The sequence below is a fragment of the Streptomyces sp. NPDC007905 genome (genome assembly GCF_042959345.1).
Lineage (GTDB): Bacteria > Actinomycetota > Actinomycetes > Streptomycetales > Streptomycetaceae > Streptomyces.
In genome coordinates, this window is sequence record NZ_JBIBKS010000024.1 from 22238 (window position 1) to 43703 (window position 21466).

General features: G+C 72.0%; 20 protein-coding genes and 1 pseudogene. 10 read left to right on the forward strand and 11 right to left on the reverse strand.

Annotated features, from left to right (window positions below; translation table 11 throughout):
• Positions 1-738 precede the first annotated feature (738 nt).
• Positions 739-3135 (forward strand): M4 family metallopeptidase, encoded by a 2397-nt coding sequence (locus tag ACFZDC_RS33455; RefSeq protein WP_391329678.1) that lies wholly within the window; start codon positions 739-741, stop codon positions 3133-3135.
• Positions 3136-3181: 46 nt separating this feature from the next.
• Here ACFZDC_RS33455 and ACFZDC_RS33460 read toward each other — a convergent pair whose 3' ends face one another.
• The 3 genes from ACFZDC_RS33460 to ACFZDC_RS33470 all read right to left on the reverse strand — a co-directional run bounded on the left by ACFZDC_RS33460 (position 3182) and on the right by ACFZDC_RS33470 (position 6017).
• Positions 3182-4381 carry a beta-1,3-glucanase family protein gene (locus ACFZDC_RS33460; protein WP_391329680.1) on the reverse strand — a complete coding sequence of 400 codons (1200 nt, stop codon included), beginning with the start codon at positions 4379-4381 and terminating at the stop codon, positions 3182-3184.
• 146 nt (positions 4382-4527) lie between these two features.
• Positions 4528-5283 carry a dienelactone hydrolase family protein gene (locus tag ACFZDC_RS33465; RefSeq protein WP_391329682.1) on the reverse strand — a complete coding sequence of 252 codons (756 nt, stop codon included), beginning with the start codon at positions 5281-5283 and terminating at the stop codon, positions 4528-4530.
• Positions 5284-5396: 113 nt separating this feature from the next.
• Positions 5397-6017: an L-threonylcarbamoyladenylate synthase gene (locus ACFZDC_RS33470; RefSeq protein ID WP_391329684.1), complete on the reverse strand. Its 621-nt coding sequence runs from the start codon at positions 6015-6017 to the stop codon at positions 5397-5399.
• A 101-nt stretch (positions 6018-6118) separates the two neighbouring features.
• On the opposite strand from ACFZDC_RS33470, the gene ACFZDC_RS33475 reads away from it, so the two are divergent.
• Together ACFZDC_RS33475 and ACFZDC_RS33480 are read left to right on the forward strand one after the other, a co-directional pair.
• Positions 6119-6253 carry a hypothetical protein gene (locus tag ACFZDC_RS33475; protein ID WP_391329686.1) on the forward strand — a complete coding sequence of 45 codons (135 nt, stop codon included), beginning with the start codon at positions 6119-6121 and terminating at the stop codon, positions 6251-6253.
• 247 nt (positions 6254-6500) lie between these two features.
• Positions 6501-8006 (forward strand): helix-turn-helix domain-containing protein, encoded by a 1506-nt coding sequence (locus ACFZDC_RS33480; protein WP_391329688.1) that lies wholly within the window; start codon positions 6501-6503, stop codon positions 8004-8006.
• Between the two features lie 151 nt (positions 8007-8157).
• Here the strand turns inward: ACFZDC_RS33480 and ACFZDC_RS33485 are convergent, their stop codons facing one another.
• Positions 8158-9390, reverse strand: a complete 1233-nt coding sequence (locus ACFZDC_RS33485) for a cytochrome P450 (RefSeq protein ID WP_391329690.1) — start codon at positions 9388-9390, stop codon at positions 8158-8160.
• Positions 9391-9503: 113 nt separating this feature from the next.
• Positions 9504-10754: a serine hydrolase gene (locus ACFZDC_RS33490; RefSeq protein WP_391329692.1), complete on the reverse strand. Its 1251-nt coding sequence runs from the start codon at positions 10752-10754 to the stop codon at positions 9504-9506.
• A gap of 471 nt (positions 10755-11225) precedes the next feature.
• Here ACFZDC_RS33490 and ACFZDC_RS33495 point away from each other — a divergent pair, with 471 nt between their 5' ends.
• On the forward strand, positions 11226-11417 hold the full coding sequence (locus ACFZDC_RS33495) for a hypothetical protein (RefSeq protein WP_391329694.1): 192 nt from the start codon (positions 11226-11228) through the stop codon (positions 11415-11417).
• Between the two features lie 4 nt (positions 11418-11421).
• On the opposite strand, the gene ACFZDC_RS33500 is transcribed toward ACFZDC_RS33495, so the two are convergent.
• Positions 11422-11889, reverse strand: coding sequence for a hypothetical protein (locus ACFZDC_RS33500; RefSeq protein ID WP_391329696.1), 468 nt, complete (start codon positions 11887-11889; stop codon positions 11422-11424).
• Between the two features lie 339 nt (positions 11890-12228).
• Between ACFZDC_RS33500 and ACFZDC_RS33505 the strand changes: the two genes are divergently transcribed.
• Positions 12229-13578 (forward strand): transaminase, encoded by a 1350-nt coding sequence (locus tag ACFZDC_RS33505; protein ID WP_391329697.1) that lies wholly within the window; start codon positions 12229-12231, stop codon positions 13576-13578.
• Between the two features lie 17 nt (positions 13579-13595).
• Complete coding sequence (locus ACFZDC_RS33510) at positions 13596-14036, forward strand: AsnC family transcriptional regulator (RefSeq protein ID WP_391329865.1); 441 nt, start codon at positions 13596-13598, stop codon at positions 14034-14036.
• Positions 14037-14077: 41 nt separating this feature from the next.
• Here ACFZDC_RS33510 and ACFZDC_RS33515 read toward each other — a convergent pair whose 3' ends face one another.
• Positions 14078-15184 (reverse strand): SpoIIE family protein phosphatase, encoded by a 1107-nt coding sequence (locus tag ACFZDC_RS33515; RefSeq protein WP_391329699.1) that lies wholly within the window; start codon positions 15182-15184, stop codon positions 14078-14080.
• A 227-nt stretch (positions 15185-15411) separates the two neighbouring features.
• Between ACFZDC_RS33515 and ACFZDC_RS33520 the strand changes: the two genes are divergently transcribed.
• Both ACFZDC_RS33520 and ACFZDC_RS33525 read left to right on the forward strand, forming a co-directional pair.
• Positions 15412-16320 carry a GNAT family N-acetyltransferase gene (locus ACFZDC_RS33520; protein ID WP_391329701.1) on the forward strand — a complete coding sequence of 303 codons (909 nt, stop codon included), beginning with the start codon at positions 15412-15414 and terminating at the stop codon, positions 16318-16320.
• A gap of 44 nt (positions 16321-16364) precedes the next feature.
• Positions 16365-16694, forward strand: a pseudogene (locus ACFZDC_RS33525) (hypothetical protein).
• Between the two features lie 22 nt (positions 16695-16716).
• Here the strand turns inward: ACFZDC_RS33525 and ACFZDC_RS33530 are convergent.
• From ACFZDC_RS33530 to ACFZDC_RS33545, 4 genes are all read right to left on the reverse strand, one after another.
• Entirely contained in the window at positions 16717-17607 is an 891-nt protein-coding gene (locus ACFZDC_RS33530) for a Gfo/Idh/MocA family oxidoreductase (RefSeq protein WP_391329703.1), read from the reverse strand.
• A gap of 35 nt (positions 17608-17642) precedes the next feature.
• On the reverse strand, positions 17643-18626 hold the full coding sequence (gene tgmB, locus ACFZDC_RS33535) for an ATP-grasp ribosomal peptide maturase (RefSeq protein ID WP_391329705.1): 984 nt from the start codon (positions 18624-18626) through the stop codon (positions 17643-17645).
• 17 nt (positions 18627-18643) lie between these two features.
• Positions 18644-18835 (reverse strand): putative ATP-grasp-modified RiPP, encoded by a 192-nt coding sequence (tgmA, locus tag ACFZDC_RS33540; RefSeq protein WP_020938095.1) that lies wholly within the window; start codon positions 18833-18835, stop codon positions 18644-18646.
• A 156-nt stretch (positions 18836-18991) separates the two neighbouring features.
• Positions 18992-19858 carry a fructosamine kinase family protein gene (locus tag ACFZDC_RS33545; protein WP_391329707.1) on the reverse strand — a complete coding sequence of 289 codons (867 nt, stop codon included), beginning with the start codon at positions 19856-19858 and terminating at the stop codon, positions 18992-18994.
• A gap of 296 nt (positions 19859-20154) precedes the next feature.
• On the opposite strand from ACFZDC_RS33545, the gene ACFZDC_RS33550 reads away from it, so the two are divergent.
• Positions 20155-20733 (forward strand): WHG domain-containing protein, encoded by a 579-nt coding sequence (locus ACFZDC_RS33550; RefSeq protein ID WP_391329709.1) that lies wholly within the window; start codon positions 20155-20157, stop codon positions 20731-20733.
• Positions 20734-21040: 307 nt separating this feature from the next.
• A complete protein-coding gene (locus ACFZDC_RS33555; RefSeq protein ID WP_391329711.1) occupies positions 21041-21397 on the forward strand; it encodes a hypothetical protein in 357 nt (118 codons plus the stop codon).
• The last annotated feature ends 69 nt before the right edge of the window (positions 21398-21466 follow it).

A 21466-nucleotide genomic window follows, 5' to 3' on the forward strand; every position in this document is an offset into this window, starting at 1 on the left:
GGCCGGGGCCCGGTCCACCTGCTGACCCTCCTCGGCACGTCCGGCCCGCGCGCGCCGGTCAGGGCGACGCTCCTGACCGCCACGCGAAAACGCCGAGGTGCCGCGCGAGCGGGCGCGAACAGCGGTCCGTGGCCCCGGAGTTGCTTCGGTTCCTGCCGTGACCGATCCACGCGGGGTACCTCGTCCCGTTGAGGAGGTGTCGTGAGGGTGAGGGCCTTGCGGCCCGGCTGTGCACGATGAAGGGGACATGGGTACCGGTCTCCGCTGTCGGGCGGAAGAACCAAGGTCGAACTTGATTAGACAAGTTGGCGTGGAGGAGGTCAGGTGGCACCTTGCTCGGCCGCATCGCCGGCCACCGCCGCCCAGGGCCCTTCCGGATCCGGGCCGCTGTGAGCCTCCCACCTCTCACGTGCCCGACAGGCGCGCGGAACCGCCCGGACTCCCGGTCGTCCACAGTGGTCACCCCGAGGCCTCCTGCGCTCGCGCCGGCCGGTACGGCACTGCGGAAGCACCGGGGCCGTCCCAGGCGCACCGTTCGGCATAGGGAAAACCCTCGAATGCTCCCGACCTGGCTGCCATGTTCCGGCCAAAGCTGAAATCCTCCCCCCGCACACAGATCCTCCCCGGTGTGTACACGGATCACGGTCCCCGCACAGCTCAGCTCGTCCCGGGCGGCACACCCGTCTGCCCGGGTCTGTCACCGGCCGCGACCCGGCGGCCGCAGCAGGAGGAGTACGAGTGAGACGTCTTCCCCGCAGACGGGCCACGGTCGGAGCCGCACTGGTCTCCACCGCGGCCTTCCTTGCCGTCGGCATCCAGTCGGTCCCGGCGACGGCCACGCCCGCAGGCCCCCACCCCAGCCCCCTTCGCGCCGGAGGCCTGGAGGCCGGGCTCACGCCCGCCCAGCACTCCGCGCTGCTCAAGAGCGCCAGGCAGAAGACCGCGGCGACCGCCCGCACGCTCGGGCTCGGCGCGCAGGAGAAGCTGGTCGTCAGGGACGTCGTCAAGGACAACGACGGCACCCTGCACACCCGTTACGAGCGCACCTTCGCCGGACTCCCCGTCCTCGGCGGCGACCTGGTCGTCCACACCCCGCCCGCCTCCCTCGCCGCGGGCACCGTGAGCACGACCTTCAACAACAAGCACAAGATCAAGGTCGCCTCCACCACCGCGACCTACGCCAAGTCCGCCGCCGAGACCAAGGCCCTCAGGGCCGCCAAGGCCCTCGACGCCAAGAAGGCCACCACCGACAGCGCCCGCAAGGTGATCTGGGCCGGCAGCGGCGCACCGAAGCTCGCCTGGGAGACGGTGGTCGGCGGCCTCCAGGACGACGGCACGCCCAGCCAACTCCACGTCATCACCGACGCCACCACCGGCAAGGAGCTGTACCGCTACCAGGCGGTCAGGACCGGCACCGGAAACACCCAGTACAGCGGCACGGTGAGCCTCAGCACCACGCTGTCCGGCTCGACGTACCAGCTGTACGACACCACGCGCGGCGGCCACAAGACCTACAGCCTGAACAACGGCACCTCCGGCACCGGCACCCTGATGACGGACTCCGACGACGTCTGGGGCACCGGGTCCGGTTCCCACACCCAGACCGCCGGAGCGGACGCGGCCTACGGGGCCCAGACGACCTGGGACTTCTACAAGAACACCTTCGGCCGCAGCGGCATCAGGAACGACGGCGTCGCCGCCTACTCGCGCGTCCACTACAGCAGCGGGTACGTGAACGCCTTCTGGGACGACAGCTGCTTCTGCATGACCTACGGCGACGGCTCGGGCAACACCCACGCCCTGACCTCGCTGGACGTGGCCGGCCACGAGATGAGCCACGGCGTCACCTCCAACACCGCCGGTCTCGAGTACAGCGGTGAGTCCGGCGGGCTGAACGAGGCGACCTCCGACATCTTCGGCACCGGAGTGGAGTTCTACGCCAACAACAGCTCGGACGTCGGCGACTACCTCATCGGCGAGAAGATCGACATCAACGGCGACGGCTCGCCGCTGCGGTACATGGACAAGCCGAGCAAGGACGGCGGATCCGCCGACAGCTGGTACTCCGGGGTCGGCAACCTGGACGTGCACTACTCCTCGGGCCCCGCCAACCACATGTTCTACCTGCTCTCCGAGGGCAGCGGCACCAAGGTGATCAACGGTGTCACCTACAACAGCCCGACCTCGGACGGCGTCGCCGTCACCGGCATCGGCCGGGCCGCCGCCCTGCAGATCTGGTACAAGGCGCTGACGACGTACATGACGTCCAGCACCGACTACGCCGGCGCCCGCACAGCCGCCCTCAACGCGGCCGCCGCGCTCTACGGCACCAACTCCACCCAGTACGCCGGGGTGGGCAACGCCTTCGCCGGCATCAACGTCGGCAGCCACATCACCCCGCCCAGCAGCGGAGTGACGGTCACCAACCCGGGCAGCCAGACCGCCACCGTCGGCACGGCGGTCAGCCTGCAGATCCAGGCGAGCAGTACCAACAGCGGTGCGCTCACCTACAGTGCCTCCGGTCTGCCGGCCGGCCTGTCGATCAACAGCTCCACCGGTCTGATCTCCGGCACCCCCACCACCGCGGGCACCTCCAGCACCACCGTCACGGTCACCGACTCCACCGGCGCGTCCGGCACCGCGACCTTCGGCTGGACGGTCAACTCCGGTGGTGGCGGCGGTTGCACCGGGACCCAGCTGCTGACCAACCCGGGCTTCGAGTCGGGCAGCACCGGCTGGACGGCGACCAGCGGGGTCATCACCACCGACAGTGGTGAGGCGGCCCACGGCGGTTCCTACAAGGCCTGGCTCGACGGCTACGGTTCCTCGCACACCGACACCCTGTCCCAGTCGGTGACGATCCCCGCGGGCTGCAAGGCGACCCTGACCTTCTACCTGCACATCGACACCTCGGAGACCACCACCGGCACCCAGTACGACAAGCTGACGGTGACCGCGGGTTCGAAGACCCTCGCGACCTACTCGAACCTCAACAAGGCCTCCGGCTACAGCCAGAAGTCCTTCGACCTGTCCTCGCTGGCGGGCTCGACGGTCACGCTGAAGTTCAACGGGGTCGAGGACTCCTCGCTCCAGACCAGCTTCGTCGTGGACGACACCGCCGTGACGACCGGCTGAGGGATGGCCGCGGTCCCGCACCCCCGGGTGCGGGACCGTTCGCACGTCAGCTCAGCGGATCCAGCGTCAGATACGCCTGCTGCGGGTTGCCGTCGTTCACCAGCGACTCGTGGTTGCCGACGTCGTCGAAGGCGAACGCGTACGCCTTGCCGTCGGCCATCTGCGCGTGGATCTTGCGCGCGTAGTGGTTGGTCACCGCGTCCTGGTAGAAGTTCGCCGCCGAGGTGTCCGGCTGGTTGGGGTTGGTCAGCAGCGTCGAGCGGTTGAAACCGGCGCACAGCGTGCGGGAGATGGGCCCGCGGACGTTGTCGTTGGGCGCGTCCAGCAGCTTGTGGCAGCCGAAGATGCTGTCCGCGTCCGGCTTCTGGAAGCTCGTGACGATCGCGCCGGAGGCGTTGGTGAAGTTCATGACGTTCCCCGAGACCCGGCCGTAGTACTTGGTGTTCGGCTGGTTGGCGAACGGGGTGACCGTGAGGGTCGACGTCGAGTACTTCTGCCAGACCCGGTTGACGTAGTCGTCCATCACGCTCGCGGGAAGGGCCCCGGTCTCCACCCCGTACAGCGGGGAAAGGGCGCGCAGCACGGTGCCGTCGGAGCGGGTCTGGATCAGGTTGGCCCAGCCGCCCGGCTGTCCGCGCAGCGCGTCGAAGAAGCCGGTGTAGCCACCGGACTTCAGGTGCCCGGTGCTGCTCACGCTGCCGTCGGAGCGCTGCACGCCGACCGCGTACGGTGCCGAGAACATGTCCACCTGGGTGCTGTTGAGCCACAGCCCGGCGTCGTTGAGCGTGTACTCCGACCAGTTGAACAGGATGGTGCGGTTGGGGTCGGACGGGTTCTGCACGGCCGGCTGGACGAGCCCTCCGGTGGTCAGCCGGAAGTCGAGCTTCTGCCCGTAGGAGAAGTAGATCCGGCCGGAGAACTTCGGTATCCGGATCGTCTTCGACTGCCCGGCGGCCGGGCCGGCGATCGCCGCGTCCGGCGCGGGAGTGGGCGGATTTCCGCCCGCCGGCCAGGCGTGGAAGGCGCCGCCCGCGTCGGCCCAGCCCTGGCGTCCCGAGGACAGCTGGGTGCCGAGGTCGTAGACGTACACCGGGTCGGAGCGGCCCGAGTTGTTGGTGATCTTCAGCGGAATAGTGTCCGGTACGGCGGCTCCGGCGCGGTCCGGTGTGGCCAGCGCGACAAGGCCGCCGGCCAGGACCGCCGCGACCGCGAGGGGCAGCGCCGGGCGGGTGATGCTGGGGAGCACTCTCCACCTCCGTGTGGGGATCGGGGTCGTACGGACATTGGTCCGTACCTGTTTGAGAGCGCTCTCAGCGTCATGCTGAGACGCGTGCATGTCAATACAGGGGACGAGATCCGCCAGGCGCCCGCGGCGGGCCCCGGAACCCGGTCTCAGAAGGCGCGCTTGAGCAGGTCGAGCAGCGCCGCCCAGTGACGCTCGTCGGCCTCACGGTCGTAGGCGGGGGTGTCCGCCTGGGTGTAACCGTGCTGCGCGTCCTCGTAGACCTCGCACCTGTGCCGCACCCCGGCCGCGGTGAGAGCCGCCTCGAAGCGCCTGACCTGGTCCTCGGGCAGCGACGGATCATCGCCGGCGTGGCCGAAGTACAGCTCGGCGGTGATGGACCCGACCGCCCGGTGCGGGCTGCGGGGGTCGTCGGTGGCGAGCCGCCCGCCGTGGAACCCGGCCGCCGCCGCGACCCGGTCGGGATGGGCGGCGGCCGTCCGGACGGCGAGCACGGCGCCCATGCAGTAGCCGGTGATCGCGACCGGGCCGCCGGGGGTGAGCGGGCTGTCGGCCAGCCACCGGAGATAGGCCTCCGCGTCCCGCTCGATCAGATCCGGCGTGAGCGACGCCACGATCGGGCCGAGCCGCTCCCAGAGGGTCGGGTCGGCGCCCGGGTCGATGAATTCGGGCAGCCCGAGCACCGGGGTCCGGCCGAGGCGGTAGAACACGTTCGGCACCAGGACGGTGTAGCCGGCTCCGGCCAGCCGGTCGGCCATCGACCTCAGGTGCGGGCGTACCCCGTAGGCGTCCTGGTAGAACAGCACGCCCGGACGGGGGCTCCCGTCGGCGGGGCGGGCGAGGTAGGCGTCGGCGATGCCGTCGGCGGCCGGGACGTCGACGGTTGTTCCCTGGACATCGGTCATGGTGGGAAAGCCCTCCTTGGAGGCATGGGCGCCGGCGGCGAGCGCCCCTTGGCGCCGCGGGTACGGCCCATGCTGCCACGCAAGATCCATCCCGCCCCATCCGCCCGCCGCGCTCACTCGAAGCGGCTGGGGTCCCCCGCTCCCCGCCGCACGATCTCCGCCTCGCCGCTGGAGAAGTCCACCACCGTCGTCGGCTCGGTGCCGCAGTCCCCGGAGTCGACCACCGCGTCCACCGCGTGGTCGAGCCGGTCCTTGATCTCCCAGCCCTGGGTCATCGGCTCCTCCTCGTCCGGCAGCAGCAGCGTGCTGGACAGCAGCGGCTCGCCCATCTCGGCCAACAGGGCCTGGGTGACCAGGTGGTCGGGGATGCGCACACCCACGGTCTTCTTCTTGGGGTGCAGCAGCTTGCGCGGCACCTCGCGGGTGGCCGGGAGGATGAAGGTGTAGCTGCCGGGAGTCGACGCCTTCACGGCCCGGAACACGTCGTTGTCGACGCGGACGAACTGGCCGAGCTGCGCGAAGTCCCGGCACATCAGCGTGAAGTGGTGCCGGTCGTCCAGGTGGCGGATCGAACGGATCCGGTCCATGCCGTCCCGGCTGCCCAGGCGGCAGCCCAGTGCGTAGCAGGAGTCGGTCGGGTATGCGATGAGCGCACCCGACCGCACCGCGTCGGCGACCTGGCCAATGCTGCGCGGCTGCGGGTTCTCGGGGTGCACGTCGAAGTACTTCGCCATCTGCCGAGCTTAATGCCGTCCCCCACCACCGCGCGCGCGGCTCCGGCGCGCCCGTGTCGCCCCCGTCTCCGCCGGCATGCCCCGGCCTGCTGGAGGCGGCCGTGGTGGAGGACAGCCGGTGGGCGTTCATGACCGGTCCGCACGCCTCTGCCCTGGTCACCGGCGTGCTCCGCCTGCTGGGTGCGGTCCTCGCGGCGGCCGGGATGCGCCGAGGGGCGGCTCCGGAAGCCGGCTGAGGGACGTTCGCCCGGCGCACCCGAACTGCCGGTGTACGCCGCTGATCGCGGGGCATCCGACGTGTGAGGCACCCGGGGCCGTCCCCCCGCTCCGGGTCGCGATGTCTCCGCCGGCGGTTCCACCCCCCCCAGGACCGCCGGCGGAGCCGTGCCCGTCGACGGCCGGGACAGGGGGTCACCCCTGGGGTCCTGGGGTAACGTCCCCTTCGAAAGCCGAGGTCAACCCGACGACGAGGAGAAGGGCGACGTGGCCGGCCGAGCCGACGAGAGCCCCCACGCCCAGCAGCCGCACGACACCGACAGCGCCTGGGCGGAGCAGCTGCTGGACCATCTGCGTCCCGCCGGCCGCGAACCGCGCCGGGTCGTCGGCTGGCTCGGACCGGCCGTGCGGGCCACGGTCTGCCTCCAGGACGCGCACGGCGGCCTCCTCGCCGGTGAACGCCTGCCCCTCGACGAAACCGTGCTCGCCGACGTGGTCACCGGCCGGATCTCCTCGGCCGCCCTGGAAGACGGCGAACGCCATGTCCGCATGGTCCGGATACGGCATCCCGAACAGGGCCCGGCGGCGGGAGCGGTGCTTGCGGTGGCCCGCCCGGAACCCTTCGACCGGCGCGCCGCCGAGATCGTGAACCGCACCGCGGGCGTGCTCGAACTGCTCCTGCGTGAACGGGAGCTGACGGAGGCCGGGCGCCGGCTGCGGCGCGCCACGGCCGACCTGCGGCTGGCCATCCTGCAACTGCTGATGGTGGAGGACACCGTCTCCGCCCGCCGGGTCGCCGCGGGCCTGTGGCCCGGACTGCTCGAAGAGGACTCGGCCCGCGTCTACGTCGTCGAGGGTCCCCCCGCCGAGCGGGACACGCTCGCCGACGCCTGCGCCGACGCCACCGACGGCGAGGCCCTCGTCGTGCGCTGCCCCGCGATGGACGGCCACGTCATCGTCGTCAGCCCCAAACCATCGGCGGGGGAGCGGCTGCGTTCCCTCGTCGACGGCCGGCCGGGCACCTTCCTCGGCGGCAGCCTGCGCCAGCGCCTCGCCCGGACCGCCACCGCCTACCGGCAGGCCATCAGCGCCCTCGCCGTCGCCCGCTTCCGGCCGGACCAGGCGGCCGTCTACGCCGAACGCACCCATCCCGAACGGCTCATGCACCCGGCCGCACTGCGCGCCTGGTCCGCCGGCGTGCTGCGTCCCCTCGACCGACTGCCGCACCACATCCGCGCCGAACTCCTCGCCACCACCCGCCTGGGCCTGGAGTTCACCGCGGTCAGCGCGGCCAAGGTCCTCGGCGTCAGCCGCAACACCGTCCGCGCCCGGATGGACCGTGTCGAGGCACTGCTCGGCACCGACTTCTCCGACCTCACCACCCGCGCCGCCGCCCACCTCGCGCTCAACACCGAGGCGACGCAGGACCCGTACGGCCCCGACGACCCGGCCCCGGACCCGCCGGCCCCCGCCCGCCTCGGCGACCTGCTCGCCTCGACCGCGCTGCGGGCCTGGGCCCGCGACCTCCTCCGCCGCCTCGACGGCGACGGCCGCGACCTGCGCGGCACCCTGCGGGCCTGGCTCGCCGCGGACTCGAACGCCGAACGCACCGCCCGGGACCTGGGCGTCCACGCCCAGACCGTGCGCGAACACGTCCGGGCCGCCGAACCGGTCCTCGAGCGCCAGTTGCTGGCCATGGGCAGCGACCTGTACGAGGTCGTTCTCGCCCACCTGGCCACCGGCGCCCTCGCCGTACCCGCACTCGGCGGGTGAACCGGGGCGAAGCGGACTCACCTGTGCACGAGTGAGCCTTCGCCGCTGGGGAAAGGGCACCGGCGCGATACCCACCGCCGTGCCCCGCACGTAAGTTCAGCAGTCCGCGGGGCACGACCGGAACGGGGGACCGGTCGGAGCCCCGCGCGTCTCAGGCGCCCAGCCGGACCGGCACCTCCTGCCAGCCGTGGGCGATGAACGACGGCACGTGCCGCAGCTCGTCGGGGCCGACGGCCAGGCGCAGCCCGGGGAAGCGGGCGAACAGCGCGGGCAGCGCGGTCAGTGCCTCCATGCGGGCCAGCGGAGCGCCGACGCAGCGGTGCACACCGACCCCGAACGCCAGATGGTCGTCGGCGCCGCGCGCCGCGTCGAAAGCGGCCGCGTCCGGTCCGTAGTGCGCGGGGTCCAGCCCGGCGGCCGCGTACGTCGTGATGATCGCGTCCCCGGCCGGGATCGTCACGTCAGCGACCTTCAGGTCCGCGACCGCGAACCTGAGGGGCAGCGCGGCGATCGACGGGTGCACCCGCAACGTCTCCTCCACCACCGCCTCCCAGCCGATGCCTCCGGAGCGCACCGCCGCCAGCTGCGGCGGGTGGGTCAGCAGGGCGACGACCGCGTTGCCGATGAGATTGACGGTGGTCTCGAACCCGGCGCCGACCACCAGCAGTAGCGTGTGCAGCAGTTCCTCGTCGGAGAGCCGGTCGCCGTCCTCGTCCCGGACCCGGATCAGTTCCGTGGTGAGATCGTCGCCCGGATTCCTCCGCCGGTGCGCGAGCAGCGCCCCCAGCACCGTACCGATCCGTTCCTGCACGGACGCCGCCAGTTCCGGGCTCGGGTCGGAGGTGTCGAAGATGTCGGCGATGAGCCGTGCCGCGTCCGCGCGCAGCGAGTCGGGCACCCCCAGCAGTTCGCAGATCAGGCGCATGGGCAGCGGATGGGCGAGGGCCGCCCGGAGGTCGACCACCCGGCCGTCGGCGCCCTCGGCCTCCAGCTCGTCCAGCAGTCCGGCGGTGATGGCGGCCACGCGCGGGCGCAGCGCCTCGGTGCGCCGGTGCGTGAAGCTCGGCGCCACCAGCTTGCGCAGCCTGGTGTGGTCGGGACCGTAGGTGGAGAGCATGTTGACCACGCCCACCCAGCTCACGATCCAGCTCCAGGCCGGGTGCTCGCCGGTCTGTGGCCACAGTCGCCAGTGCCGGCGCGCGTCCTTGCTCACCAGGGGATCGAGGATCAGTTCCTTGAGGACGTCGTGTCCGGTGGGCGCCCAGGCGGGGATGCCGCCGGGCAGTTCCACGGGGACGACCGGGCCGAGGGCGCGCAGCCGGGCGCTCTCCGCCGCGATGTCGGTGCCGAAGGGGTCGAGCGGGACGCGGTCGGTGACGGTCACGACTGCTCCTGGCTGGTCGGTCTCGCGAGGCGGTCATGCCCAGTACACACCGTCATCGACCGTGAGCGAACAGTGCGTATCGGGACTCGGCCGAAACCGGCCGGATCGACACCTCACCTTGCCGCGGGTTCGGCCGGCAGGTTGAAGACGTGGTCCGGAGAAACGATCTTCGTGATCGCCTCGCCGAACAGGGTGCTGGGCTCCTGGCCTTCGTGGTCGATGTCGGTGTTGAGCAGCACCACGAGGGTCGCCTGCGCCGAAGGGAGGTAGATGGTCAGGGACTCGTAGCCCGGGAGGGAGCCGTTGTGGCCGATCCAGCCCTGCACGTTGAAGATGCCCAGTCCGTACCCGGCGCCCGGGATCGGCGTCGCCGGCGTGATGAGCCGCTGCCTCTGCGTGGCCGGGCTGATCATCCACCTGCCGTCCGGGAATTGGCCGGTCGCCACCGTGCGCGCCCACACCCGCAGGTCCTCCTGCTTCGAGACCATGGCGCCCGCCGCCCATCCCCAGGACGGGTTCCAGTCGGCCGTGTCCGCGACCTTGCCGTTGGCCGTCTGGTCCGTGTAGCCCTGCGCGTGCGGGGCGGGGAACTCCGCACCGGCCGGGAACAGCGTGTGCGTCATGCCGGCCGGGTCGAGGATGTTCTGCTGGATGTAGTGGCCGAGCCGCTGCCCGCTCTCCTTCTCGACGACCAGGCCGAGCAGGATGAGATTGGTGTTCGAGTAGAAGAACTTCTCTCCCGGCGGGAACAGTACCGGGTGCTTGAAGGAGTAGGCGAGCAACTCCTGGGGCGTGAACGGGCGTTGCGGGTCGGACGTGAGCGCCTTGTAGAAGTCGTCGTCCTCGGAGTAGTTGAACAGCCCGCTGCGCATGCCGGCCAGCTCCCGCAGCGTGATGGTGTCCCGGTTCGGCACACCGTCGACGTACTTACCGATCGGATCGTCCAGGCCCACCTTGCCCTGGTCCACCAGCTGCAGCAGCGCCGTCACGGTGAACGTCTTGGTCTCGCTGCCGATCCGCATGTACAGGTCCGGTGTCATCGGCCTGCCGGTGCTCTTGTCGGCGACACCGAACGAGCTGACGTAACTGCCCCGGTCCGGGGTCCAGATGCCGACGGTCACCCCCGGCACGTTCGCCTCCTGCATCACCTTCTGCACGGCGGCGTCGAGTTGGCGGGCCACGGTGGGGGTGAGGGTGCGGACGTCCGGGCCCGAGGGGGAGGGGCTGGGTGAGGCGGCGGCGAACGCGACGGGAACGGAGGCCGGTGCCGCCCCTGCGGGAGCACCGGCGAGCGGAACCATCAACGTCCCCAACGCGACGGCGAACGCGGCCCCCCGGCGCAGGCGTGCGGGCGAATGCGACATGGGCTGACTCCAAGCACGTGAGAGCCGAACGCGCGGTGGGCGGGACGTCGGAGCCCTGTCACCCCAGCATAGGAGCGCCCATCCGGGGGCGCCTGTCGGCCGTGGACACCGGGCTGCGGCACCCCTCCACGGTCGTACGGCGCCTCGAACCGCGCCCGAGGACGTCGACGGTCGGCGGTGGGTGCTGCCAAGGGGGCCCGTCGTGTGGCGGAATGTGCCGTCGGCGGCATGGGGCGCGGTTGTGCGGCGCCTCGGGGGTGTCCGCGGGTGTCGAGCGTCGGCGGTGGGTGCTTTCAAGAGGCCCGTCGTGTGGTGGGGTGTGCCCTCGGCGGCACTGGTCGCCGTCCTACGGCGGTCCGCCGCGGGATGTTTGCCGGACGGGCGGAAGGCCACGTTCGAGGGGCGGGCTCACCCGACCCGGTGAGCCCGGGGCCGGGCGTACCGGTGGCGCGCCCCGGGCGTTGCCCCGGCATGAATGTCAACGACCGCGTGGACCGGACGAACCGCAGGGCTCCGGTGGACCGTACCCGTGAGCCGATCCATGCCCAACTCGTCGCGGAGTGGCGGGCCGGGGGACGGACCGTGCCCGCGCAACGGGAGGCCCTGTGGGCCACCCTCGTCGGGATCGCGCTGCGTATCCGGGCCGAGCCCGAACGCTCCTGATCCGCTACTGCTCGCACAGCGGCGCGTGGACCGCCAGCGTGCCGTTGGCCTCCCGCAGCGCCGCCTCCAGGGTGCCGGGCGTGTGCAGCGAGCCGGTGCCGTCGGGCGGGACCAGCCACTCCAGGGAGCGGGCGGGCCGGTAGGGCGGCGGTACCGCCACCCAGGAGCCCTTGGTCGCGTACCGCAGACCGGTGCCGACCCAGCCCCCGGACGGGTCCGGCGGCAGGAAGAACCCGACCCGGCCCGCGGCGGTGTCCACCAGCGTCGGCCCCGGTACGGGCAGCGGGGGCCGCCACAGCAGGTCCAGGGCGAGCAGGCCGAGCCGGTCGGGAACGCTCAGGACGTCCCAGAAGCGTCCCGCCTCCAGCAGCGTGACACCCTCGCCGTGGTCCCACTGCCATTTGCAGGCGCGCGGATCGGCCGCCGCCGCGGCCAGCCACTCCACGCCCCGCATCCACATCGTGTTCGTCATGCACTGCTCCGGATGGTCCTCGCTCGTCTGTCATGGACGTGGAAAACAGGCGTGACCGGGCACTTGGTGCGCCTGCACCCCAACCCGGCATATGCATGCTCGTAGATATTTCTATCTGGCGGAAGGGGTGGCGCGGCCTGGCGTTTGAGAACGGCGTGTTCGAACACCGAGCGCAGGTTCGGTGATTGAAGGTGGAGCGTCACCCTCATGGGCGACGCACGTCCGGTTGGCGCGTGATTCGAGTGTGATCGCGATTGATTCGAGCGTCACTTCTTGATGGTTTAGCTATTTCGGTCGTAGGCTCACGCTGTTCCGTCATCACACCCACCGAGGTACTCCATGGACCGCACGCGTCTGCACGCCCTCCTGGCCTGCGAGAGTGCCGAGGCCGAACGCCGCAACCCACGTTCCCGGGCGGCCTACGCAGGGGCCGACCACCTCTTCGGCCGGGTACCGATGACCTGGATGAACAAGACCGCCGGAGCCTTCCCCCGGTATCTGGCCGGCGCGCGCGGCGCCCGGGTCACCGACGTGGACGGGCACGAGTACATCGACTTCTGCCTCGGTGACACGGGAGCGATGGCCGGTCACTCGCCCGCTCCGGTCACCGCGGCGGTCCACCGGCGCTTCGCCGGCCTGGGCGGGGCCACCGCCATGCTGCCCACGGAGGACGCCGAGTGGGTCGGCGCCGAGCTGACCCGCCGCTTCGGCCTGGCCCGCTGGAGCTTCTCGCTGACCGCGACCGACGCCAACCGGTGGGCGATCCGGCTCGCCCGGGCGGTCACCGGGCGCCCGAAGATCCTCGTGAACAGCTACTGCTACCACGGCAGCGTCGACGAGTCGCTGATCGTCGTCGGCCCGGACGGGCACGGCACCGCACGCCCGGGCAATGTCGGCGCCCCCTGCGACGTCACCCTGACCAGCAGGGTCGCCGAGTTCAACGACCTCGCGGGGCTGGAGCGCGAGCTGGCCCACCAGGACGTCGCCGCCGTTCTGATGGAACCCGCGCTCACCAACATCGGCATCGTCCTGCCCGAACCCGGCTACCTCGCCGGTGTACGGGACCTGACCAGGCGGTACGGCACCCTGCTCATCAACGACGAGACCCACACCTTCTCCGCGGGTCCCGGCGGCTGCACGGCCGCCTGGGACCTCGAACCCGACCTGCTCACCATCGGCAAGGCGATCGGCGGAGGCATCCCGGCCGGTGCCTACGGCCTCTCGGGGGAGCTCGCCGAGCGGCTGCTGGCCCGCGCGGACCTGGACCTCGTCGACATGGGCGGCGTGGGCGGCACCCTCGCCGGCAACGCGCTGTCGGTCGCCGCGATGCGGGCCACCCTGGAACAGGTGCTCACCGACGAGGCCTTCGCCCGGATGGAGAAGCTCTCCGAACGCTTCGCGTGGGGCGTCCGGGCCGGTGTCGAGGCGCACCAGCTGCCCTGGACCGTCAGCCGCCTCGGCGCCCGCACCGAATACCGCTTCACCTCGCCGGCGCCGCGCACGGGCACCGAGTCCGCGGCGGCGGCCGACCCGGAGCTGGAGGACTTCCTGCACCTCTACCTCGCCAACCGGGGCATCCTGCTGACCCCGTTCCACAACATGGCCCTGATGTGCCCCGACACCGCCGAGCAGGACGTCGACACGCACACCGAGGTCTTCGCCGCGGCCCTGGCCGAACTGGCGGGATGAGGAAGAACGTGGCACAGATGGACGAGATCGACCGGGCCATCCTGCGCGAGCTGCAGACCGACGGCCGCATCGCCTATGCCGACCTCGGCCCGAAGGTCGGCCTGTCCGCCTCCGCGGCCCGGCAGCGCCTGCAACGTCTGCTGGATTCCAGGGCCGTGCAGGTCGTCGGCGTCACCGACCCGATGGCCATGGGCGGGCAGGCCATGGCGCTGCTCGGCATCGGCGTCGACGGCGACCCGCGCACGATCGCGGACGCCCTCGCCGAACGCCCCGAGGTGGTCTACTCGGTGCTCACCTCCGGCGGCTTCGACCTGTTCGCGGAGGTGGTCGCTCCGGGGCCCAAGGACCTGTTGGACTTCGTCAACGACGCGGTGCGGCCCCTCGAGGGCGTTCGGGAGATCCAGACGTTCCCGTACTTCGGGATCCACACCCACCGCTTCCTGTGGGACGTGGGCTGACCCGGGTGTCTTCCGGTGACGCGCTCGAGCCGGGTGCGCGCTCAGGTGACCGGTGGCTGGGGTGTCAGGACCAGCAGGGTCGCGTCGTCGCGGACCTCGTAGCGCAGCTGTCCGATGTCCGCCCACACGGCGCCGGCGAGTTCACCGGAAGGGGTGTCCGCGAAGGCGGTCAGCCGCTCGGCCAGGGGATAGAAGGCATCGGAGGCGTCCCGGGCCTCCCAGACGCCGTCGGAGGCCAGCAGCAGGCGGTCTCCCGGCTCGAGCGGCACCGTGACCTCCTTCGGGGGATCGGCGTCGACCAGCCCGAGGCCCAGGGGAGCAGCCGCCGCGACCGTCACCTCCCGGGCCTGATCCGCATGCAGCAGCACCGGCGCCGGATGCCCGCAGCCGACCACCCGGACCGTCCGCGCGTCCACCGTGAACTCCAGGAGCACCGCGGTCGCGAACAGCTCCGCGTGCCGCACACCCGCCGAGTCCACCGCCAGCCTGCGGTCCATCCGGGACGCGACCGACTCCAGGTCCGGCTGGTCCAGCACCGCCTCCCGGAACGCCCCCAGCAGCGACACCACCGTCGCGACCGCCGTCAGCCCGTGCCCCTGCACGTCCCCCATCACCGCGCGGACGCCGTACGGCCCCTCCCGCACCTCGAAGAAGTCGCCGCCCACCAGCGTCCCGTCCTGGGCCGCCCGGTAGAAGCCCGCGCACCCCACCCGTCCGACACGCTCCGGCAGCGGCGGCATGACGGCCCGCTGCACGGCCTGGCCGATCGCGCGCTCCGTGTCCAGCTGTGCGTCGCGGCGACTGCGGACGAAGGAGACGAACACACTCAGCAGGGCGACGAACACGATGGTGAGCAGGTCGGTGTTGCCGGGACGGTTCAGGTGGGTGGCCGGCAGGTGCAGCACCATGACGACCAGCCCGCCGAGGACGGCGGTGGCCAGCGGTCCGTACGACAGGACGGCGAGCGGCGGGATCGCGCCCAGCAGGAACCCCAGGTCGTTCGCGTGCGGTGTGATGAGGGTGGCCGCGGTGACCCCGACGAGCAGCAGCACCGGCAGCACCCGCACCCACCGCGGCGGTGGCGCGCCCCGCAGCCAGCCGCGCTCTTCCCGGTTCCGACGCGACGACCAGCCGCGCACCGATCTCACATCCCCACGCTACGCCGCCGCCGGGGGAGGGGCTCCCCCGGGAAATTCGCTCGACGCGGGCCCGGTCGCCCGCCTAGCGTGTGCGGCACGCCCGAGACGGACGGAAGGAGGCGAGCGATGCAGATCACCGTCATCCTGCGCTCCCCCCTCCCCGTTCCGCGGGCGTAGCACGTCTGATCCGGCCGGGAGCGCGCCCACTCAGCGCAGTACGCATCCCGGAGGAATCCATGACCACTGTGGTCATCCGCACGCTCGACGAGAGCAGTGCTCACCTTTTCGACGCCCTGCCCGACCCCCTGGGCCTGGGCGAGAAGCACCGGCAGACCCGGTACCGTCCCGGCTGGAAGCGGGTCGCCCTGCGCGACGGCCGGATCGTGGCCCGCGCCGCCTGGTGGGGCCGGTCCGAGGACGCCGAGCCGCTCCTGATCAACTGGTTCGACGTGGCCGAGGGAGAGGAGGGTGCGGGAGCCGAACTCCTGCGCACCGCCCCCTGGCACACCGCGGAGCTCGAACTCGATCTCCCTGCCGGCTGGCGTGACGTTCCCGAGCAGCGGGCCGCCGTCGCCACCCGCACCGCCGCCGCCCGCGAGGCCGGATACGAACTGCTGGTGGAGCGCTTCCTGTACCGCTGGACCCCGGAGCACGGCCTGCCCGAGCGCCCCGGGCGCCTCGTCTTCACGGCCGAACCGGACGACTCCGTCTTCTTCGACGCCCTGCGCCGCATCCATTCCGTCACCCTGGACGCCCACGCCCGCCGGGCCATCGCGCACGGCGGAGTGGACCGGGCCGCCCAAGAGGAACTCGACATCTTCCGCTGGTTCCCCTCGCCGCGGGAATGGTGGCAGGTCGCCCGCACGCCCGAGGGCGAGCCGGCCGGCATCCACATCCCCGCCCGCAACTCGTCCGGACCGTGCGTCGGCTTCATCGGCGTCCTGCCGGAACACCGCGGCCACGGCTACGCCTACGACCTGCTCACCGAGTGCACCCACTTCCTCGCCGAACGTGGCGCCGAGTTCATCGCCGGCGCCACCGACCAGGCCAACTTCCCCATGGCCGCGCACTTCACCAGGGCCGGATACCCCGTCGTGCGGGAGCGCCTGAACTTCTGGGCCGGGCGCGATGTCAGTGCCGGGTGACATGCTGACGGAGCGGTGACCGGCAGCGGAACGGGGGAGGGGCCATGGGGTTCGTCGGCGAGGTGTGGTGCGTGCACGCCGGGGAGGAGGCCGTCGGCGAGATCGCGATCGACGACGCCGACTTCCCCTGGCCGTCGGGCCGGTTCACCGCCGGCCCCGGCTTCCCCGCCGCACAGGACCTCTTCGCCCGTGAACTGGCCCTGATGAACCGGGACGACGAGACGGCCTGGGGGGAGTGGTAGCCCGTGTACGACGAGATACGCCGCCGCGTCTCCCTCTTCTCGCCGGGCGGCCCGGTCCCCGAGTTCCTGCTGCACATTGAGGGGGACCGGGCATGGTTCCGGTGGAGCGACGAGCCTTTCGAAGAGGCGTAGGCGACGGTGGCGGGGACACCCCCTAGTCGGCCGGCCCCCCGGTCAGTCGGGTCTCCGCCGCTGCGAGTATCTCGGTGACCCGCAGGCCGAACGCGGCGTCGCAGGCGTGCGGGCGGCCCGTGCGCGCGGCGGTCAGCAGGGCGTCCGCGGCGCGGGTGAGGGCGGGGACCGCGCCCTCGGAACTCCTCGGCAGCAGCGACACGCCGGCCTCGCCCCGCAGCTCGAGGTCGGCCCCGGCCGCCGCGGGTGGTGCCGTCAGGCTCAGCGTGAGCGTGCTCGACGCCCCTGTGGCATGGTCGAGGACCAGGTGCACCGTGTCGGAGGGGCCGTACGCCGCCGCCAGGACCTGCCGTACGTCACCGAGGACCGGCAGCAGGACGGACAGCGCGTGCGGCCCCACGTCCCACAGCGCGCCCTTCTCCCGCCGCCACGGAGAGGCAGCGAACGGGCTGTCGCTGGTGAACACCGCCCCCAGCCACTGCGTCCGCGCGGTGAACCAGCCCGCGGCGGCGGCCTGTTCGTCGATCCAGGCCTCCGGTTCCTTCTGGAAGCGTGTGGTGAAGAACACCACCGAGGCCACTTGGGCCCGCTCCGCCGCCCGGGCGACGGCCCGTGCCTCGGCGACCCCCACCGCCAGGGGCTTGTCCAGCAGCAGATGACGGCCGGCCCGTGCGGCCCGCACCGCCAACTCGGCCTGGACGGACGGCGGAAGGGCCATGGCCACCGCGTCCACGTCGGCCAGCAGCGCCTCCACGTCGTCATACGCCCGGACGCCGTACTGCTCCGCCAGCGCGCCGGCCGCCTCCGGGCGGCGGCCCCACACACCGGCGAAGTCCAGACCGGTGTGTCCGGCGAGGGCGGGGGTGTAGGCCGCCTGGGCCCAAGGCCCCGTTCCCAGCAGTCCGATGCGCATGTCGCGTTCCTTTCTCCTTACCGGTCCCGGCGGTCTCACGACGCCCTGCCCCGGTCGCCGTCGACGCAGGGCGCCTCCGGTTCCCCGTCCCCGGCCAGCCATTGCGCGATGGTCTCGGCGATCGGCAGGCCGGTGTCCATCTCGACGAAGCCGAACTGGCCCGACTGGTTGCACTCCAGGAACCACCAGATCCCGTCCGTGTCCTCCGCGAAGTCGAAGGCACCGTATGCCAGTTCGGCGTCCTTCAGGTACCGCAGGACGGCCTCCCCGACACGCGGGGGCACGTCCACCGGGAGCCAGGGAGAGACCGACGGGGCGAAGCGTACGTCCACGTCGTCGGGGTGGGCGTCCGGATCGGCCGGCTTGCGCGCGGCCAGCAGCCGCTCGCCGACGACCGTGAGCCGGATGTCGGCCCGCTTGGGGATCCGCCGTTGCAGCAGGGTCGGGCCGAAGGCGACGGCCGCGAAGTCGGTGTCCGGCGCGACCCGGCTGGTGGGCACCGCCCGCGGCGGCTCCTGCGGATGCACGCCCGAGACGGGCTTGACCACCAGATCCGGGAAGCGCTGGGCGAACTCCCGGGCGGCCTGCGGAAACGTGGTGATCAGCGTGGCCGGCACCGCGAGTCCGCTGCGCTGGGCGAGCCGCAGCTGCCAGGGCTTGTGGCGCGCCCGGCGGGCCGCGTCCGGATGGTTCATCCAGCGCGCGTCGGTACACCGCAGCATGCCGTACAGCGCCTGGGACGACTCCTCCGTCAGCCACGCGGACGGCTGGGCGGCGCGGGCGGCCGGCTCCCCCGGCCTGCGCAGCCAGATGGAGCGCAGGCCGTTCATGCTCACCAGGCGCCCGCCGACGGACAGATGTCCGCGGCAGGCGCCCTGCACGTACTCGCCCGACAGAGCCACCCCGTTGGTGAGGTCGGCGGGGTCGAACCGGACCACGGGCACGCCCGCCTCGCCCAGTCGCAGGACCACCATGTCCGCCGTCACGTCCTCTTCACTGGTCAGGATGAGCACGGTCATCTTCCGTCGGCCCGCGGTCAGTCGTCGAAGTGCGTCTTGGACCCGGCCGTGGAGGTCGTTGTCCCCAGCGCTCTCAGGGTCGCGTGGTCGGTGGCGGCGATCCGCCCGTCCGGGAGGACGTTCAACTGCAGTCCGGAGTCGTACGCGTACGGAGTGGTGACGTCCAACTGCACAGCGGGGCGCGCGTAGTTGAGCGTGAACGGTTGCATGGTCTCTCCCTGATTCGGCTTTCACGTCCTTATACGAATCGAACGGGTGATTGGTTTCCTTACGCTCCGTAACCATGGTCCGGAGCAAGGCCGTTCGGGGCGTCGGGTAGGAGGACGCCGAGGAGTGCCGCGAGGCTGCGTGACGGCGCCGGCGATTCATCCCGCGAGGGCTCCGCGGGCCGCGGCGAGGGCCTGTTCGGCATAGCCGCGGCCGAACAGCACCACGTGCACCAGCAGCGGGAAGAGCTGGTGCAGGCCCACCCGCCCCCGCCAGCCGTCGGCCAGCGGCGCCGCCTCCTGGTAGCCGGCCAGCACCCGCTCCAGATGCGGGCAGCCGAACAGCCGCAGCATCGCCAGGTCGGTCTCCCGGTGCCCGCCGTGCGCGGCCGGGTCGATGAGCCGGACCTCCCCGTCGGCGCCCCACAGCACATTGCCGTTCCACAGGTCGCCGTGCAGGCGCGCGGGTGGCTCGGGTGGCCCGGCGAGCTCCGGTAGCCGCTCACAGACCCGCTCGACCAGGGCTGCCTCCCCTGACCGTACGGTGCCGGCGTCGACCGCGCCGCGCAGATACGGCAGTACCCGGTGCTCGGCGTACCAGGCCGGCCAGTCGCTCCCCGGTGTGTTGCGCAGGGGTGCGAGGCCGATGTACGCCTCCTCGGGGCCGCCGGGCGGCGGCGCGCCGAACGCCGGCGCCCCGGCGGCGTGCAGGGCCGCCAGAGCATGGCCGAAACGCAGTGCCGCGTTGCCGTCGGGGTGGCCGGTCCTCACGCGTTCGACGACCATCCACCGCTCGTCGTGCCCGAGCACCGCGGGCACCCGGACCGCGCCCGCCTCCCCGAGCCAGCGCAGCCCGGCCACCTCCGCGGGTACGGCGCCTGGGGCGTGGCCACGCTTGACCATCACCACCGTGCCGCCCTCGAGCGTCACCTCGGCGGGCGACCCGGACGCCGCCCGCGTACCCGTGACCGGGCGCCCGGTGAGCCGGGACGCCGCCTGCCCTGGATCCTCGTCTCGGTTGACCACGCCCCCAGCGTACGACCCGTAAATGAGGCTTTCCCAAGGGCGCTTGGACCATTGATACGACTGCTTTCGGCCAAACCAGCCAGTTACTACCCGTGTTGACCCTGTGCGACTGGCGTAAGGGTGCCGCGTCACCGCACCGGGGGCCCAGGGCCCTCGCGGGACTGGGCCGCATTCCCGGATGCCGGCATTCAGGCGGCCCCCCTGCCGCCCACCTCCCTGGGATCTAGCGCCGCTAGATGATGGGGCAACGCTAGTACTGCTGCTGCTCGATTATCTAGCGGTGCTAGGGTCGAACCATGTCGGTGCAGGAACGCAAGCAGCGCGAACGGGCGGACCGCGAACGCCTCATCTTGGCGACGGCCCGCGAACTCGCCGAACAGCAGGGCTGGGACGCGGTCACCACCCGCCGGCTCGCCGAGCGCATCGAGTACAGCCAGCCCGTTCTCTACAGCCATTTCCGCGGCAAGCGCGAGATCATCGGCGCTGTCGCCCTCGAGGGTGCCGCCGAGCTGGCCGCGGCGCTGCGGGCCGCGACCTCCGCCACGGACGGACCTCGCGCCCGGGTCACCGCGCTCGCCCACACCTACCTCGAATTCGCCGCACGCAACCCGGCGGTCTACGACGCCATCTTCGAACTCGACGGCGGCCTGGCGTTCCCACACGAGGACACCCCCGAGCCGCTCAAGGACGCCTTCGCCGCCCTGCTGGAAAGCCTCGGCGAGGTTGCCGGGGACGGCGTCCACCCGGGACTGTTCACCGAGGTGTTCTGGGCGGCCCTGCACGGGCTGGCCACCCTGACCCGAGCGGGACGGCTGCCGCCGGAGGACACCGAGCCGAGGGTGGAGCTGCTGGTGGACCGGCTCGCCATGCTCTGACGCACCGTCCCAGCGGGCACACAGCCGGGGTCCTCGGACCCCGCTGCCTGCCTGCGGCATCGCTTCCGGTCACTCGCGCCCACACGGCGCAGCCGCAGATCGCCGGGCCCCGGACCCCCGGCGGGGCACCCGCCCCGGAAGCCGCGGTGCTCATTGATCACGACCCGATACGCGATCTGCGGCCCAGGAGCACTGGATAACGGCGGAGCAGCGTGGCGCTGGGTCCACTGCTTTGAGTCCCCCTTCGCAACATCCCCCACGCCGGTGACCCAATACGGGTATGCGTCGAGCGCTTCGCATCTTTACCGTGGCCGCCGCCGCGCTCCTCGTCACGGCCGGGCCGGCGCCCCTCGCCAGCGCGGCGGGCCCGGCTCCCAAGCAGTGGTATCTCGACGCCATGGGGGCTGAAGCCATCAGGAAGGTGAGCACCGGCAAGGGGAACAAGATCGCCGTCATCGGCACCGGGGGTGAACCCCGATACGCCCTCACTGCACGGGCAGGCGCTGCGGGGAAGGACGCCCTCGTCGCTGACGGGCTGGCCAAGGGCAGCGTCACGGACACGCGCGACACCACCGGCGCCGGCACCATGGCCCGCCGAGCTCATCGCGGGAACGGGCCGCGGCGGCGGGCTGAGGCGCCTCGCCCCGGGCGCGTGAATCGGTGAGACACGGCGGGGGGGGGTGCCGGCTCGCTTGGGAGGCGGACGAGACGGGAGTTCGTCGCCTGTTCCTCC

What these genes read in the sequence shown, in the direction of transcription:
- ACFZDC_RS33530 (WP_391329703.1), bottom strand. Translation starts at nt 17,607, where the DNA reads ATGCGCATCGGACTGCTGGGAACGGGGCCTTGGGCCCAGGCGGCCTAC.
- tgmA (WP_020938095.1), bottom strand. Translation starts at nt 18,835, where the DNA reads ATGCAACCGTTCACGCTCAACTACGCGCGCCCCGCTGTGCAGTTGGAC.
- ACFZDC_RS33505 (WP_391329697.1), top strand. Translation starts at nt 12,229, where the DNA reads ATGGACCGCACGCGTCTGCACGCCCTCCTGGCCTGCGAGAGTGCCGAG.
- tgmB (WP_391329705.1), bottom strand. Translation starts at nt 18,626, where the DNA reads ATGACCGTGCTCATCCTGACCAGTGAAGAGGACGTGACGGCGGACATG.
- ACFZDC_RS33490 (WP_391329692.1), bottom strand. Translation starts at nt 10,754, where the DNA reads ATGTCGCATTCGCCCGCACGCCTGCGCCGGGGGGCCGCGTTCGCCGTC.
- ACFZDC_RS33495 (WP_391329694.1), top strand. Translation starts at nt 11,226, where the DNA reads ATGAATGTCAACGACCGCGTGGACCGGACGAACCGCAGGGCTCCGGTG.
- ACFZDC_RS33470 (WP_391329684.1), bottom strand. Translation starts at nt 6,017, where the DNA reads ATGGCGAAGTACTTCGACGTGCACCCCGAGAACCCGCAGCCGCGCAGC.
- ACFZDC_RS33520 (WP_391329701.1), top strand. Translation starts at nt 15,412, where the DNA reads ATGACCACTGTGGTCATCCGCACGCTCGACGAGAGCAGTGCTCACCTT.
- ACFZDC_RS33500 (WP_391329696.1), bottom strand. Translation starts at nt 11,889, where the DNA reads ATGACGAACACGATGTGGATGCGGGGCGTGGAGTGGCTGGCCGCGGCG.
- ACFZDC_RS33465 (WP_391329682.1), bottom strand. Translation starts at nt 5,283, where the DNA reads ATGACCGATGTCCAGGGAACAACCGTCGACGTCCCGGCCGCCGACGGC.
- ACFZDC_RS33550 (WP_391329709.1), top strand. Translation starts at nt 20,155, where the DNA reads ATGTCGGTGCAGGAACGCAAGCAGCGCGAACGGGCGGACCGCGAACGC.
- ACFZDC_RS33510 (WP_391329865.1), top strand. Translation starts at nt 13,596, where the DNA reads ATGGACGAGATCGACCGGGCCATCCTGCGCGAGCTGCAGACCGACGGC.